This window comes from Burkholderia sp. BCC1644, assembly GCF_902833225.1.
In the GTDB taxonomy this organism is placed as follows: domain Bacteria; phylum Pseudomonadota; class Gammaproteobacteria; order Burkholderiales; family Burkholderiaceae; genus Burkholderia.
This window is the reverse complement of sequence record NZ_CADFEI010000004.1, coordinates 267123-281681: the sequence shown is the minus strand read 5'-3', so window position 1 is coordinate 281681 and position 14559 is coordinate 267123. Positions and strand designations below refer to the sequence as shown.

At 64.8% G+C, this 14559-nt stretch carries 12 protein-coding genes; 1 reads left to right on the top strand and 11 read right to left on the bottom strand.

Features of this window, described 5'->3' with window-relative positions:
- Positions 1-12: 12 nt before the first annotated feature.
- The 8 genes from pstB to HWX87_RS10060 form a co-directional block, all read right to left on the bottom strand.
- Positions 13-861: a phosphate ABC transporter ATP-binding protein PstB gene (gene pstB, locus HWX87_RS10095; protein ID WP_034186662.1), complete on the bottom strand. Its 849-nt coding sequence runs from the start codon at positions 859-861 to the stop codon at positions 13-15.
- Positions 862-876: 15 nt separating this feature from the next.
- A complete protein-coding gene (gene pstA, locus HWX87_RS10090; protein ID WP_176047006.1) occupies positions 877-1770 on the bottom strand; it encodes a phosphate ABC transporter permease PstA in 894 nt (297 codons plus the stop codon).
- Positions 1767-2750 (bottom strand): phosphate ABC transporter permease PstC, encoded by a 984-nt coding sequence (pstC, locus tag HWX87_RS10085; protein ID WP_176047005.1) that lies wholly within the window; start codon positions 2748-2750, stop codon positions 1767-1769. Before pstC ends, pstA begins: the two co-directional genes overlap by 4 nt.
- 94 nt (positions 2751-2844) lie before the next feature.
- Positions 2845-3879: a phosphate ABC transporter substrate-binding protein PstS gene (gene pstS / locus HWX87_RS10080; protein ID WP_176047004.1), complete on the bottom strand. Its 1035-nt coding sequence runs from the start codon at positions 3877-3879 to the stop codon at positions 2845-2847.
- A gap of 455 nt (positions 3880-4334) precedes the next feature.
- Positions 4335-5690 carry a phosphoglucosamine mutase gene (gene glmM / locus HWX87_RS10075; RefSeq protein ID WP_176047003.1) on the bottom strand — a complete coding sequence of 452 codons (1356 nt, stop codon included), beginning with the start codon at positions 5688-5690 and terminating at the stop codon, positions 4335-4337.
- Between the two features lie 28 nt (positions 5691-5718).
- Complete coding sequence (folP, locus tag HWX87_RS10070; protein WP_176047002.1) at positions 5719-6660, bottom strand: dihydropteroate synthase; 942 nt, start codon at positions 6658-6660, stop codon at positions 5719-5721.
- A gap of 30 nt (positions 6661-6690) precedes the next feature.
- Entirely contained in the window at positions 6691-8589 is a 1899-nt protein-coding gene (gene ftsH, locus HWX87_RS10065) for an ATP-dependent zinc metalloprotease FtsH (RefSeq protein WP_174951848.1), read from the bottom strand.
- Between the two features lie 166 nt (positions 8590-8755).
- Entirely contained in the window at positions 8756-9418 is a 663-nt protein-coding gene (locus tag HWX87_RS10060) for an RlmE family RNA methyltransferase (RefSeq protein WP_176047001.1), read from the bottom strand.
- Positions 9419-9611: 193 nt separating this feature from the next.
- On the opposite strand from HWX87_RS10060, the gene HWX87_RS10055 reads away from it, so the two are divergent.
- The gene (locus tag HWX87_RS10055) at positions 9612-10139 is read left to right on the top strand and encodes a YhbY family RNA-binding protein (RefSeq protein WP_176047000.1); all 528 of its coding nucleotides are present in this window, start codon (positions 9612-9614) and stop codon (positions 10137-10139) included.
- A gap of 79 nt (positions 10140-10218) precedes the next feature.
- Here HWX87_RS10055 and HWX87_RS10050 read toward each other — a convergent pair whose 3' ends face one another.
- The 3 genes from HWX87_RS10050 to carB form a co-directional block, all read right to left on the bottom strand.
- Positions 10219-10677, bottom strand: coding sequence for a DUF4149 domain-containing protein (locus HWX87_RS10050; protein ID WP_021163361.1), 459 nt, complete (start codon positions 10675-10677; stop codon positions 10219-10221).
- Positions 10678-10691: 14 nt separating this feature from the next.
- Positions 10692-11168, bottom strand: coding sequence for a transcription elongation factor GreA (gene greA / locus HWX87_RS10045; protein ID WP_176046999.1), 477 nt, complete (start codon positions 11166-11168; stop codon positions 10692-10694).
- A 118-nt stretch (positions 11169-11286) separates the two neighbouring features.
- On the bottom strand, positions 11287-14541 hold the full coding sequence (gene carB, locus HWX87_RS10040) for a carbamoyl-phosphate synthase large subunit (RefSeq protein ID WP_176046998.1): 3255 nt from the start codon (positions 14539-14541) through the stop codon (positions 11287-11289).
- Positions 14542-14559: the final 18 nt, after the last annotated feature.

Genomic DNA, 14559 nt, shown 5'->3' with positions numbered 1-14559 from the left:
TGTTCTCCGTCATCAGCCGAAACGGCCGGTGATGTAGTCTTCCGTTTCCTTGCGCACCGGCTTGATGAAGATCTTTTCGGTTTCGCCGAATTCGATCAGCTCGCCCAGGTACATGTAGGCCGTGTAATCCGAGCAGCGTGCGGCCTGCTGCATGTTGTGCGTGACGATCACGACCGTGTAGTCGCTCTTCAGCTCCGCGATCAGCTCTTCGATGCGGCCCGTCGAGATCGGGTCGAGCGCCGAGCACGGCTCGTCGAGCAGCAGCACTTCCGGACGGATTGCAATGCCGCGCGCGATGCACAGACGCTGCTGCTGGCCACCCGACAGGCCGTAGCCGCTCTGGCCCAGCTTGTCCTTCACTTCGTTCCACAGCGCGGCCTTCGTGAGCGCCCACTCGACGCGGTCGTCCATCTCCGAACGCGTGAGCTTCTCGAACATCTTCACGCCGAACGCGATGTTGTCGTAGATCGACATCGGGAACGGGGTCGGCTTCTGGAACACCATGCCGATCCGCGCGCGCAGCAGCGAGATGTCGCGCTTCGTCGTCAGCAGGTTCTCGCCGTCCATCAGGATTTCGCCTTCGGCGCGCTGCTCCGGATAGAGCGCGAACATCTTGTTGAACGTACGCAGCAGCGTCGACTTGCCGCAACCCGACGGGCCGATGAACGCGGTCACCTTGCCGTCCGGAATGCGCAGGTTGATGTTCTTCAGCGCATGGAACTTGTTGTAGAAGAAGTTGAGGTTGTTGACCTCGATCTTCGCGTTCAGCGGCGCGAGCGGGCGATCGTTCGCCGCGTCATGCGTGCCGGCCGGCGCAGCGGTGCGCTCGACAGGATTCAGGTGGCTCTCTGCCATATTCATCGGATTGCTCCGCCGTTACTTTTTCGAGAAGATCGAGCGCGCCAGGACATTGAGTCCGAGCACCCCGAGCGTAATCAGGAACACGCCCGCCCATGCGAGCGACTGCCATTCCGCGAACGGGCTCATCGCGAACTTGTAGATCGTGACGGGCAGGTTCGCCATCGGCTGGCTCATGTCCCACGAGAAGAACTGGTTCGACAGTGCCGTGAAGAGCAGCGGCGCCGTTTCGCCGGCAATCCGCGCGACCGCGAGCAGCACGCCCGTCACGATCCCGCCGACCGACGCACGCAGCGTGATCTTCAGCACCATGCGCCACTTCGGCGTACCCAGCGCGAAGGCCGCTTCACGCAGCGCGTTCGGCACGAGCTTCAGCATGTTCTCGGTCGTGCGGATCACGATCGGAATCTGCAGCAGGGCGAGCGCGATGACGCCGGCCCAACCCGAGAAGCGCCCCGACTTCGCCACGACGATCGCGTACACGAACAGGCCGATGACGATCGACGGCGCCGACAGCAGGATGTCGTTGATGAAGCGGATCGTGCTCGCCAGCAGGTTCTTCTGGCCGTATTCGGCGAGATAGACGCCCGCGAGGATGCCGATCGGCGTGCCCACCAGCGTGCCGAAACCGCACAGCAGCAGGCTGCCGACGATCGCGTTCGCGAGACCGCCGCCTTCCGTGTTCGGCGCCGGCGTCGATTCGGTGAACAGTTGCAGCGACAGGCCGCCGATACCGAGGTGAATCGTCGTGTAGAGAATCCACACGAGCCACAGCAGGCCGAATGCCATCGCGCCGAGCGCCGCGGCGAGCGCGATCGCGTTGATGGCCTTGCGCTTGCGCTGCAGGCGGTTGCGCATCGCTTCGAGCGCGGCACCGCTCGGCCCCGGGAAATTCATGATGGGCTCGCTCATTTCTTGCCCTCTCCCTTCTCGAGACGAAGCAGCAGCAGTTTGGAGATGGACAGCACGATGAACGTGATCACGAACAGGATCAGGCCCAGTTCCATCAGCGCGGACGTATGCAGGCCCGGCTGCGCCTCGGCGAATTCATTCGCGAGCGCCGACGTGATGCTGTTGCCCGGCGCGAACAGCGACACGCTGTCGAGCAGGTTGGTGTTGCCGATCACGAAGGTCACGGCCATCGTCTCGCCGAGCGCGCGGCCGAGGCCGAGCATCACGCCGCCGATCACGCCGGTCTTCGTATAGGGCAGCACGACCTTCCACATCACTTCCCAGGTCGTGCAGCCGATCCCGTACGCCGATTCCTTCAGCAGCACGGGCGTGACTTCGAACACGTCGCGCATCACCGATGCGATGTAAGGGATGATCATGATTGCGAGGATCACGCCGGCCGCGAGGATGCCGATGCCGATCGGCGGGCCCGCCGTCAGCGGACCGAGCACCCAGACGTCCTTGAACAGGCGGCCGATCGGCTTCTGGAAGTATTCGGCGAAGATCGGCGCGAACACGAGCAGGCCCCACATGCCGTACACGATCGACGGAATCGCGGCGAGCAGCTCGATCGCGATGCCGAGCGGGCGGCGCAGCCAGACGGGCGACAATTCGGTGAGGAACAGTGCGATGCCGAAACTGACGGGCACCGCGATGGCGAGCGCGATGATCGACGTCACGATCGTGCCGTAGATCGGCACGAGTGCGCCGTAGATGTCCGAGTTGGGATCCCACTCGGATTGAAACAGGAAGCCGAGGCCGAACTTCTGGATGGTCGGCATCGACGCAATGATCAGGGAAACGATGATCCCGCCCAGCAGCAGCAGGGTCACGATCGCGGCGAGCCGAGCGAGGCCGCCGAACAGAACATCCCCGAGACGGCTCGGCGCGTGCTGCGCACCGTCGGGCGATCGGGAGGACGTGTAGGAAATATCAGACATGGGTGCCTGCTTTTGATTGCCGGGCGCCATAACGCCCGGCTTTACCGCACACACTGCCCGGCCGGCACGGCCGGGCAGCGAACCGCTGCATTGCTTACTCGGCGGCGACTGCCTTGCCCGAAGCGTCCGTCACCTTCGCCTTCCACTGCTTGCGGATTTCCACTTCGACTGCCGACGGCAGCGAGATGTAGTCGAGGCTGTCAGCAGCCTTCTCGCCATTCTTGAACGCCCAGCTGAAGAACTTCAGCGTTTCGGCGCCCTGCTCCGGCTTGTCCTGCTTTGCGTGCAGCAGCACGAACGTCGCGCCGACGACCGGCCATGCTTCCTTGCCCGGCTGGTTCGTCAGGATCTGGTAGAACGACTTCGACCAGTTCGCGCCGGCAGCAGCGGCCTTGAACGTTTCCGTCTTCGGCTCGACCACGGTGCCCGTCGAGTTCTTCAGGGCCGTGTAGACCATGTTGTTCTTCTTCGCGTACGCCCATTCGACGTAGCCGATCGCGCCCGGCAGGCGCTGCACGAAGGCTGCGACGCCGTCGTTGCCCTTGCCGCCCGTGCCCGTCGGCCAGTTGACCGTCGTGCCTTCGCCGATCTTCGACTTCCACTCGTCGTTGACCTTCGACAGGTAGTTCGTCCAGATGAAGCTGGTGCCCGAACCGTCAGCGCGGCGAACCACGGCGATGTCCGTATCCGGCAGCTTGACCTTCGGGTTCAGCGCGGCGATCGCCGGGTCGTTCCACTTCTTGATCTTGCCGAGATAGATGTCGCCGAGCAGCGGGCCCGACAGCGTCAGTTCACCGGCCTTCACGCCCGGCACGTTGACGACCGGCACCACGCCGCCGACCACCGTCGGGAACTGGAACAGGCCTTCCTTCGCGAGCTCTTCATCCTTCAGCGGAGCGTCCGAACCGGCAAAATCGACCGTCTTCGCGACGATCTGCTTCAGGCCGCCCGACGAGCCGATACCTTGGTAGTTGACCTTCGAACCGCCGGACTGCTGGTAGTCGGCAGCCCATTTCGTATAGATCGGCATCGCGAACGTGCTGCCTGCGCCCGTGATGTCGGCAGCGTGGGCGGCGACGGCGAAAAGCGCGCCAGCCAGGCCGGCAATCGCGGTTTGCATCAATTTCATGAGACCTCCAGTGTGTGAGCGGATGACTACGGCACCGCGAAGGTTAGGGGCTCCTCATGACGGTAATGTGACAATCGATGAAACTGGCGTGACAGTAACATGACTGGTTGAAAGGGAATAGCGAGGGCGGCGCGAGTGGCGCCCGGGCGGCACCGGAACGGCGATGGCGGCAAGAATTGCCTGCCTGGCAAGGACGTGGCGGACACCCGTTTCGCGGGTGTGCGAGCGGATCGTAGCGCAGCGTCGGCGGGACGTGAAGCCCTGTCGACAGCAGGCCGAATATCCGGGGTCGGAGGATTTATTTGGCAGGAAGAATGCGTGTGCGAAAACGCGCTTCCATCGATATCGCAAACCTTTGCGTCTGACGAAATGACGGCGCCCCGAAGGCGCCGCCTGTCCATATATCGGAACGCCGGCGCGCGGGCGAAAGGACCGCGCCGCGCCGCCATCCTGCGTCAGGTTGTCGCAGCGCGCACCGCGTCGGCGATCGTCTCCGCATGGCGCACCGCATCGGCCGCCTGCTGCGCCTCGACCATCACGCGCAGCACGGGCTCGGTGCCCGATGCGCGGATCAGTACGCGGCCGCTGCCGGCGAGCGCGGCTTCCGCCGCGTCGATCGCCGCGCGAATCGATGCGCTTCCCTTCCAGTCGGCGCCGGGCTTCATCCGCACGTTGATCAGCTTCTGCGGGAACAGCGTGACGCCATCGAGCATCTGCGCGAGCGTACGGCCGCTGCGCTTCAGCGCGGCCAGCACGAGCAGCGCCGACACGATGCCGTCGCCGGTCGAATGCCGGTCGAGCGACAGGATGTGACCCGACCCTTCTGCGCCGAGCTGCCAGCCGTTTTCACGCAACTGCTCGAGCACGTAGCGGTCGCCGACTGCCGCACGGACGAACTTCACGCCCTCGCGCTGCAACGCGACTTCGACCGCGAGGTTCGTCATCAGCGTGCCGACCGCGCCGTCGACCTTGCCGTCGGTCGCGATCCGGTCCTTCACGAGCACGTAGAGGAGTTCGTCGCCGTTGTACAGGCGCCCGGTCGAATCGACGACCTGCAGGCGGTCCGCGTCGCCGTCGAGCGCAATGCCGAGATCGGCGTGGTTGGCGCGCACCGCGCGCACCAGCGCGTCCGGCGCGGTCGCACCGACGCCGTCGTTGATGTTGAAGCCGTTCGGCGCGACGCCGATCGGGATCACGTCGGCGCCGAGCTCGTGAAATACGTGCGGTGCGATCTGGTACGCGGCACCGTGCGCGCAATCGATCACGAGCTTCAGCCCGCGCAGGTCGAACGCGGCCGGGAACGTGCTCTTGCAGAACTCGATGTAGCGGCCTGCCGCGTCGTCGAGGCGGCGCGCCTTGCCGAGGCCGTCGGACGATGCGCATTCGAGCGGCTTGTCGAGCCACGCTTCGATCGCGGCTTCGGTGTCGTCGGGCAGCTTGTTGCCGTCAGCCGAGAAAAACTTGATCCCGTTGTCGTGATACGGGTTGTGCGACGCACTGATCACGACGCCGGCAGACAAGCGCAGTGCGCGCGTCAGGTACGCGACGCCCGGCGTGGGCATCGGGCCGGCCAGCATCACGTCGACGCCCGCCGCCGAGAAGCCGGCCTCGAGCGCGGCTTCGAGCATGTAGCCCGACACGCGCGTGTCCTTGCCGATCAGCACGGTCGGACGCGAGCCCGCCGCGACGTCGGCCGAACCTGCCAGCACCTTGCCGGCCGCATAGCCGAGACGCAATACGAAATCCGGTGTGATGGGCGCCTCGCCCACCGTACCGCGAATGCCGTCCGTGCCGAAATATCGACGTCCCATAGCGGATCTTCCTCCTTCGTCTTCTGACTTATCGTTGCCGTGCGGCTTCGCGCACGGCATTCCATATTTTCAGCGCATCGACCGTCGCGGCGACGTCGTGCACGCGCACGATCGCGGCACCGCGCTCGACCGCGCACAACGCGGCCGCCACGCTCGCCGCGACGCGCTCCATCGGCGGCTTGCCGCCGATCACCGCGCCGAGCATCGACTTGCGCGACATGCCCGCGAGAATCGGATACGCACGCCCGCCGGGCCGCGCAGGCGCCGTGTCCGGCAACGCGGCCAGCAGCGCGTAGTTGTCGTCGACGACCGCCTTGCCGAACCCGAAACCGGGATCGACGCAAATCCGTTCCGGCGCAATGCCCGCGTCGCGCAGCGCCTGCGCGCGCGCGGCGAGAAAGTCGCGCACGTCGGTCACGACGTCGCCGTAATCCGGCTCGCCAACCTGCATCGTCTGCGGCTCGCCGAGCATGTGCATCGCGCACAGCCCGCTGTTGCCTTCGCGCACCGCGTCGATCGCACCCGGCTGGCGGAACCCCCAGATGTCGTTGATCAGGTCCGCGCCGGCGGCCAGCGCCGCGCGCATCACGGCCGGCTTGTAGGTGTCGATCGACAGCGGCACGTTCAGCGGCCGCAGCGCCTCGACAAGCGGGATCACGCGCGCGAGTTCCTCGTCGAGCGGCACGGGCGGCGCGCCGGGACGCGTCGATTCGCCGCCGATATCGAGGAGGTCCGCGCCTTCAGCAATCATCCGTTCGGCCTGGCGCAGTGCATCGTCGCGCGCGAGGAAGCGGCCGCCATCGGAGAACGAATCGGGCGTCGCGTTGAGGATGCCCATCACGAGCGGGCGTTCGAACGTCAGCTCGAAGCGGCCGCACTGAAGTGGCGCGGGAATGGACGGGGAAACTGCGGAATCGGACACGAGCGACTGGCGTGAATGAATGCAAAACGGGCCGGTGTGAAGCCACACCAGCCCGTGAACGGTGCTAAAGCGGAGAGATTACGCCGCCGGCGAAGCCGGCGCCGGTGCGTTGCCGGGCTTGACCTCGGCGCTGCTGCCACCGCCCGACGAATCGCCGCCGACAGCCGGCGAGCTCTTCGGCGAACGCGGCGGACGACCTTCCATGATGTCGTTGATCTGATCGGCGTCGATCGTCTCCCACTCCATCAGTGCAGCCGTCATCGCTTCGACCTTGTCGCGGTTCTCGTCGAGCAGGCGGCGCGCAAGGCCGTACTGTTCGTCGAGCACGCGGCGGATTTCCGAGTCGACCTTCTGCTGCGTCGCTTCCGAAATCGTACGCGTGAAGCCACGGCCGAACGGCGATGCGTCGTTCTCGTCGTCGACGTAGACCATCGGCCCGAGTGCGTCGGTCATGCCGAACCGGGCGACCATCGCACGCGCCGTCTGCGTTGCCTTGTTGAAGTCGTCCGACGCGCCGGTGCTGACGAGGTTCATGAACAACTCTTCCGCCACCCGACCACCGAACAGGATCGCGAGGCGGTCCATCAGGTAGTCCTTCGAGTACGTCTCGTTGTCATGCTCCGGCAGCTGCCACGTGACACCCAGCGCACGGCCGCGCGGAATGATCGTGACCTTGTGCACCGGGTCGGCCTTCGGCAGCAGCTTCGCGATCACCGCGTGCCCCGACTCGTGGTAAGCGGTTGCGCGTTTCGCCTCTTCGCGGATCACGGCCGACTTGCGTTCCGGACCCATGAAGATCTTGTCCTTCGCATCCTCGAAATCCTGCATCTCGACGATACGTTTGCCACGACGTGCGGCGAACAGTGCAGCTTCGTTCACGAGGTTCGCGAGATCGGCGCCCGAGAAGCCCGGCGTGCCGCGCGCGATGACTGCCGCATCGACGTCGTTCGAGATCGGTACCTTGCGCAGGTGTACGCGCATGATCTGTTCGCGGCCGCGGATGTCCGGCAGACCGACGTAGACCTGGCGGTCGAAACGGCCCGGACGCAGCAGCGCCTTGTCGAGCACGTCGGAACGGTTGGTCGCGGCGATCACGATCACGCCCGAGTTCGCCTCGAAGCCGTCCATCTCGACGAGCATCTGGTTCAGCGTCTGTTCGCGCTCGTCGTTGCCGCCGCCCATGCCGGCGCCGCGATGACGGCCGACCGCGTCGATTTCGTCGATGAACACGATACACGGTGCGTGCTTCTTCGCCTGCTCGAACATGTCGCGCACACGGGCCGCGCCGACGCCGACGAACATTTCGACGAAGTCCGAACCCGAGATGCTGAAGAACGGCACCTTCGCTTCACCCGCGATCGCGCGGGCCAGCAGCGTCTTGCCGGTACCCGGCGGGCCGACGAGCAGCACGCCGCGCGGAATGCGACCGCCCAGCTTCTGGAATTTCTGCGGATCACGCAGGAAGTCGACGAGCTCGGACACTTCTTCCTTCGCTTCGTCGCAGCCCGCGACGTCGGAGAAGTTCACCGCGTTGTTGTTCTCGTCGATCAGCCGCGCACGCGATTTTCCGAACGAGAACGCGCCGCCTTTGCCGCCCCCCTGCATCTGCCTCATCATGTAGAACCAGAACACGATGATCAGGATCGTCGGCCCGAGGTAGTACAGCGCAGACATCAGCGCGTTCGGCTCGTCGTCGGCCTTGCCGCTGACTTGCACGCCGTACTTCATCAGATCGCCGACCATCCAGATGTCGCCGGGCGACACGATCTGGTATTTCTGGCCATCAGCCGGAGTGACGGTGAGGTTGCGCCCCTGAACGATGACGTTCTTGACCTTGCCGTTCTTGGCGTCGTCCATGAACTGCGAATAGGACACGCCTTCCTGGACGCGGGGCTTGTCGAACTGCTTGAACACCGTAAACAGCACCAGTGCGATCACCAGCCACACCGCTGCCTTCGAAAACATATTGTTGTTCAAAGCACCACTCCTTCACTCGTAGACGAGCGCCTACATTTTCCTTGCGGCGCCCCTCGGTCATTCTAATCCAGTCCGACCACCCTCGCCATAAGCATTGACAACCGCCGCGATAGCGCTTCGCTTGTCTGGCAAGGGCCGGAGCCCGTTTGCGGTATCCCGCTCCGCGTCACCGCGGATGCTTCAGATGCCGACCCAAAATGAACGTTTCGGACGATTTGTCGCGGGACGCCTTCGGCTTGCGCGGCGCGACAGTCTTAAACTGCTGCTTGAATTTCTCGACGATCTGGCTGTAGCCGCTGCCGTGAAAGCACTTCACGAGCAGCGCACCATCCGGCTTCAGATGATTCTGCGCGAATTCGAGCGCCAGATCGCACAGATGCTCGATGCGCGCCGCGTCCGCCGAGGCCACGCCGGAGAGGTTGGGGGCCATGTCGGAAATAACAAGGTCCACCGAGCGCCCTTCGAGCACTTCTTCGAGTTGGTGAAGGACGGCGTCCTCGCGGAAGTCGCCCTGGAGGAAGTGGACGTCGGCGATCGGCTCCATCGGCAGGATGTCGAGCGCCACGATCGTGCCGTCGATGCCGCCTTCGCGCTCCGCGTCACGCTTCTTGCCCAGCGCGAGCTTGTTGCGGGCATACTGGCTCCAGCTGCCCGGCGTCGCGCCGAGATCGACGATCACCTGGCCCGGACGGATCAGCTTGTCCTGCTCGTCGATTTCCTTCAGCTTGTACGCGGCACGCGCGCGATAGCCCTCCCGCTGCGCCATTTTGACGTACGGGTCGTTGATGTGGTCGTGCAGCCAGTGCTGGTTGAAGCGGTTTTTTGCCATTCGAGAGAGAGATTGCTGCCAATTGCTTCGTGAAGCCGCGCTTTTAGCGGATAATACGCGTCTTCTTCGCGCGGCTGCGGCCCCTTTTGAGGCCCAAGCCGCGATTTTACGTGGTTTCGGCGCACGACTGACGCGGTAACTTCCCGCGATCGCTATTCAGTCAGCGCGCCCTTATTAAGATTCCGACATTTCCATGCCCGCCCTTTCGCTTTCTCCCGCCGAGCGCTCCGCGCTGCGCTCCCAGGCCCATGCGCTCAAGCCCGTCGTGCTGATCGGCGCCGAAGGGCTGACCGACGCCGTGCTGAAAGAAATCAAGGTGCACCTCGACGCGCACCAGTTGATCAAGATCCGCGTGTTCGGCGACGAACGCGACGAACGCATCGCGATCTACGACAAGATCTGCGACCGCCTGAGCGCGGCGCCGATCCAGCACATCGGCAAGCTGCTGGTGATCTGGAAGCCCGAAGCCGCCGTAGCGGCCCCGGCCCGCGGCCGTCGTGCCGGCACGCTGCCGAGCGCGGCCGAAGCCGCCGACGACAAGAAAGGCCGTGCACCGCGCACCGTCAAGGTCGTCAAGGTGTCGCCGAACGCGAGCCCCGTGCGTCGCCCGAAGCCGACGAAGGTCACCGTGCGCGGCAACGAGCGCGTGACGGCAGGCGGTAACGTGAAGCGCGCCAAGAAGCGCCAGGCCAGCACGAAGCGTCCGTTCCAGGACAAGTAAGCATCGGGGCGGCACGGCCACGCCGTACCGCCTCCCTGCCCGCGGGCCCGGCATCGACCGGGCCGGCGCGGCACGCGCGTCAGGCGTCGCGGGCCGGCAGACGCCAGATCAGCATCAGCCCCAGCACGCTCTCGACGAGATAGAACACGCTCGAGACGCCGTGCAGCATCCCGAAGCGGCTTGCATACGGCGAGTTTGCGATATCGGTGCCCGCATCCATCGCGGCCACCCGCAGCGCGTTCATGAACGGCTGCAGCGCAAAATACCCGACCAGCACACACACGACCATCGCGGCGACGACCCAGCGCACGCGGCGATATTCGCTGCTGCCGCGCCGAACCTGCTGGTTCGACAACGCGAGCAGCAGCACACCGCACACGACGCCGAGGATCGCCTCGATACGGAACAGCTGGGCGGCGACCGAACCGGCCGTCATCCGCTCCAGCGTCTTGAACAATACGGGCGCGACCGCATACCCGATCGTCAGCAGGCTGCCGACCCACACGGCCGACAGCAGACGGAACACGCGATGCGGCATCACGTCGCCCCGCTTCAGACGTAGCTGACCGAGATGATTTCGTACTCGCGCACGCCGCTCGGCGCCTGCACGGCCGCGACGTCGCCTTCGGTCTTGCCGATCAGTGCGCGCGCGATCGGCGAGCTGACCGAGATCAGGCCGTGATCGATATCGGCTTCGTCGTCGCCAACGATCTGGTACTTGACGGTGTCGCCCGATTCGAGATCCTCGAGTTCGACCGTCGCGGCAAACACCACGCGGCCATCGGCGTCGAGCACCGTGGGATCGATGACTTGCGCGGCGGACAGCTTCGATTCGAGTTCCGCGATGCGACCCTCGATGAAGCCCTGCTTTTCCTTCGCGGCATCGTATTCGGCGTTTTCGGACAGATCACCCTGTGCGCGGGCCTCCGCGATCGCGTTGATCACGGCCGGCCGCTCGACGGACTTGAGGCGCTGCAATTCATCGCGCAGTTGCCCTGCGCCACGCTTTGTCAACGGAATGGTGCTCATAAACGGCTCAATCGCTAAAAACGGCTTTAAAAAAAATCACCGCGATTAAGCGCGCTTCCGATGCACTGGAAACACCGCCTAATCGCGGCACGTGTTGCTTCGACAGGTAACTGACTGCTTAGTTTAGGCGAGCGTGAAGACCTTGTAAATCATAGACTTCCAGATCCTTCAGGTAGCGCAAGCCTTCGACAGCCGCGCGCGCACCCGACATCGTCGTGTAGTACGTGACCTTGTGCGCCTGCGCGCTCATGCGGATCGAACGCGAATCGGCGATCGCCTGGCGCGTCTCGTCGACCGTCGTGAACACGAGCGCAATCTCGCCGTTCTTGATCATGTCGACGATGTGCGGACGGCCATCCTTCACCTTGTTCACGACCTTCACCGGCACGCCGGCCGCTTCGATCGCGGCAGCCGTGCCCTTCGTCGCGACGATCGGGTAACCGAGGTCGTGCAGCATGCGCGCGACTTCGACGGCCTTCGGCTTGTCGGCATCCATCACGGTCAGCAGCACCGTGCCCGACTCCGGCAGGCGCGAACCGGCCGCGAGCTGCGACTTGAACAGCGCTTCGCCGAACGTCTGGCCGACGCCCATCACTTCGCCGGTCGAACGCATTTCAGGCCCGAGGACCGGATCGACGGTCGGGAACTTGACGAACGGGAACACCGCTTCCTTCACGCTGAAGTACGGCGGCTCGACTTCCTTCGTCACGCCCTGCTGCGCGAGCTTCTGGCCGACCATCGCGCGCGCCGCGATCTTCGCGAGCGGCAGGCTGGTCGCCTTCGACACGTACGGCACCGTGCGCGACGCGCGCGGGTTCACTTCCAGCACGTAGATGATGTCCAGCTTCGAACCGTCCGCCTGCGGCACCTGCTGGATCGCGAACTGCACGTTCATCAGGCCGACCACGTTCAGCGCCTTCGCCATCGCGCCCGTCTGGCGCTTCAGCTCGGCGACGGTTTCCTTCGACAGCGAGTACGGCGGCAGCGAGCATGCCGAGTCGCCCGAGTGGACGCCCGCCTGCTCGATGTGCTCCATCACGCCGCCGATGAACACGGCTTCGCCGTCGCAGATGCAGTCGACGTCGCATTCGATCGCGTCGTTCAGGAAGCGGTCGAGCAGCACCGGCGAATCGTTCGACACCTTCACGGCCTCGCGCATGTAGCGCTCGAGGTCACGCGGCTCGTGGACGATTTCCATCGCGCGGCCGCCCAGCACGTACGACGGACGCACGACCAGCGGATAGCCGATTTCCTCGGCGAGCTTGAGCGCTTCGTCTTCGGCGCGTGCGGTGCGGTTCGGCGGCTGGCGCAGGCCGAGGTCCTGCAGCAGCTTCTGGAAGCGTTCGCGGTCTTCGGCCGCGTCGATCATGTCCGGCGACGTGCCGACGATCGGCACACCGTGCGCTTCGAGATCGAGCGCGAGCTTCAGCGGCGTCTGGCCGCCGTACTGGACGATCACGCCGACCGGCTTTTCCTTGTCGACGATTTCGAGCACGTCTTCGAGCGTCAGCGGCTCGAAGTACAGGCGGTCGGACGTGTCATAGTCGGTCGACACCGTTTCCGGGTTGCAGTTGACCATGATCGTTTCGTAACCGTCCTCGCGCATCGCGAGCGCCGCGTGCACGCAGCAGTAGTCGAACTCGATGCCCTGGCCGATCCGGTTCGGGCCGCCGCCCAGCACCATGATCTTCTTGTTCGTGGTCGGCTGCGCCTCGCACTCTTCCTCGTAGGTCGAGTACATGTACGCCGTTTTCGTCGCGAACTCGGCCGCGCAGGTGTCGACGCGCTTGTAGACCGGGCGCACGTTGAGTTCGACGCGGCGCTTGCGGACGTCTTCCGGCGTCGCGCCGAGCAGCTTCGCGAGGCGGCGGTCGGAGAAGCCGCTCTGCTTCACGTAGCGCAGCTCGTCGAACGACAGCGACGCGAGCGTGCGGCCCGACAGCGCCTTTTCCTTCAGGATGATCTGCTCGATCTGCTCGAGGAACCACGGATCGATCGCGGTTTCCGCGAAGATTTCCGCGGCCGTCATGCCGATGCGGAATGCATCGCCGACATACCAGATGCGGTCCGGGCCCGGCTCGTGGATCTCGATCGCGATTTCGTCGCGGTTGGTCGACTTCTCGTCGAGACCGTCGACGCCCACTTCGAGGCCGCGCAGCGCCTTCTGGAACGATTCCTGGAACGTGCGGCCGATCGCCATCACTTCGCCGACCGACTTCATCTGCGTCGTCAGGCGCGAATCGGCTTCACGGAATTTCTCGAACGCGAAGCGCGGGATCTTCGTGACGACGTAGTCGATCGTCGGCTCGAACGATGCCGGCGTCTGGCCGCCGGTGATTTCGTTCTTCAGCTCGTCGAGCGTGTAGCCGACCGCCAGCTTCGCGGCAACCTTCGCGATCGGGAAGCCCGTCGCCTTCGAGGCGAGCGCCGACGAACGCGACACGCGCGGGTTCATTTCGATGACGACCATGCGGCCGTCCTTCGGGTTGATCGAGAACTGCACGTTCGAGCCGCCCGTGTCGACGCCGATCTCGCGCAGCACCGCGAGCGATGCGTTACGCAGGATCTGGTATTCCTTGTCGGTGAGCGTCTGCGCCGGCGCGACCGTGATCGAGTCGCCGGTGTGCACGCCCATCGGGTCGAGGTTTTCGATCGAGCAGACGATGATGCAGTTGTCGGCGCGGTCGCGCACGACTTCCATCTCGTATTCCTTCCAGCCGAGCAGCGACTCTTCGATCAGCAGCTCGCGCGTCGGCGAGAGATCGAGGCCGCGCTTGCAGATCTCCTCGAACTCTTCACGGTTGTACGCAATGCCGCCGCCCGAGCCGCCGAGCGTGAACGACGGACGGATCACGACCGGGTAGCCGCTGCCGCCGGTGAGCGCCATGATCTCGGCGTGCACCTGGGTCGCTTCTTCCAGCGAGTGCGCGATGCCCGACTTCGCGGAACCGAGACCGATCTTGGTCATCGCTTCCTTGAACTTCTGGCGGTCTTCCGCCTTGTCGATCGCTTCCGGCGACGCGCCGATCAGCTCGACGCCGAACTTCTCGAGCACGCCGTGGTGGTGCAGGTCGAGCGCGCAGTTCAGCGCGGTCTGGCCGCCCATCGTCGGCAGGATCGCGTCCGGGCGCTCCTTCTCGATGATGCGTGCGACGACTTCCCACGTGATCGGCTCGATGTAGGTCACGTCGGCCGTGTTCGGGTCGGTCATGATCGTCGCCGGGTTGCTGTTGACGAGAACGACCTTGTAGCCCTCCTCACGCAACGCCTTGCAAGCCTGCGCGCCCGAATAGTCGAACTCGCACGCCTGGCCGATGATGATCGGGCCGGCGCCGATGATGAGGATGCTCTTGATGTCTGTGCGTTTTGGCATGGCTTGTGAATTCAATAA

What these genes read in the sequence shown, in the direction of transcription:
- pstB (WP_034186662.1), bottom strand. Translation starts at nt 861, where the DNA reads ATGAATATGGCAGAGAGCCACCTGAATCCTGTCGAGCGCACCGCTGCG.
- greA (WP_176046999.1), bottom strand. Translation starts at nt 11,168, where the DNA reads ATGAGCACCATTCCGTTGACAAAGCGTGGCGCAGGGCAACTGCGCGAT.
- pstA (WP_176047006.1), bottom strand. Translation starts at nt 1,770, where the DNA reads ATGAGCGAGCCCATCATGAATTTCCCGGGGCCGAGCGGTGCCGCGCTC.
- pstC (WP_176047005.1), bottom strand. Translation starts at nt 2,750, where the DNA reads ATGTCTGATATTTCCTACACGTCCTCCCGATCGCCCGACGGTGCGCAG.
- HWX87_RS10055 (WP_176047000.1), top strand. Translation starts at nt 9,612, where the DNA reads ATGCCCGCCCTTTCGCTTTCTCCCGCCGAGCGCTCCGCGCTGCGCTCC.
- HWX87_RS10060 (WP_176047001.1), bottom strand. Translation starts at nt 9,418, where the DNA reads ATGGCAAAAAACCGCTTCAACCAGCACTGGCTGCACGACCACATCAAC.
- carB (WP_176046998.1), bottom strand. Translation starts at nt 14,541, where the DNA reads ATGCCAAAACGCACAGACATCAAGAGCATCCTCATCATCGGCGCCGGC.
- HWX87_RS10050 (WP_021163361.1), bottom strand. Translation starts at nt 10,677, where the DNA reads ATGCCGCATCGCGTGTTCCGTCTGCTGTCGGCCGTGTGGGTCGGCAGC.
- pstS (WP_176047004.1), bottom strand. Translation starts at nt 3,879, where the DNA reads ATGAAATTGATGCAAACCGCGATTGCCGGCCTGGCTGGCGCGCTTTTC.
- glmM (WP_176047003.1), bottom strand. Translation starts at nt 5,690, where the DNA reads ATGGGACGTCGATATTTCGGCACGGACGGCATTCGCGGTACGGTGGGC.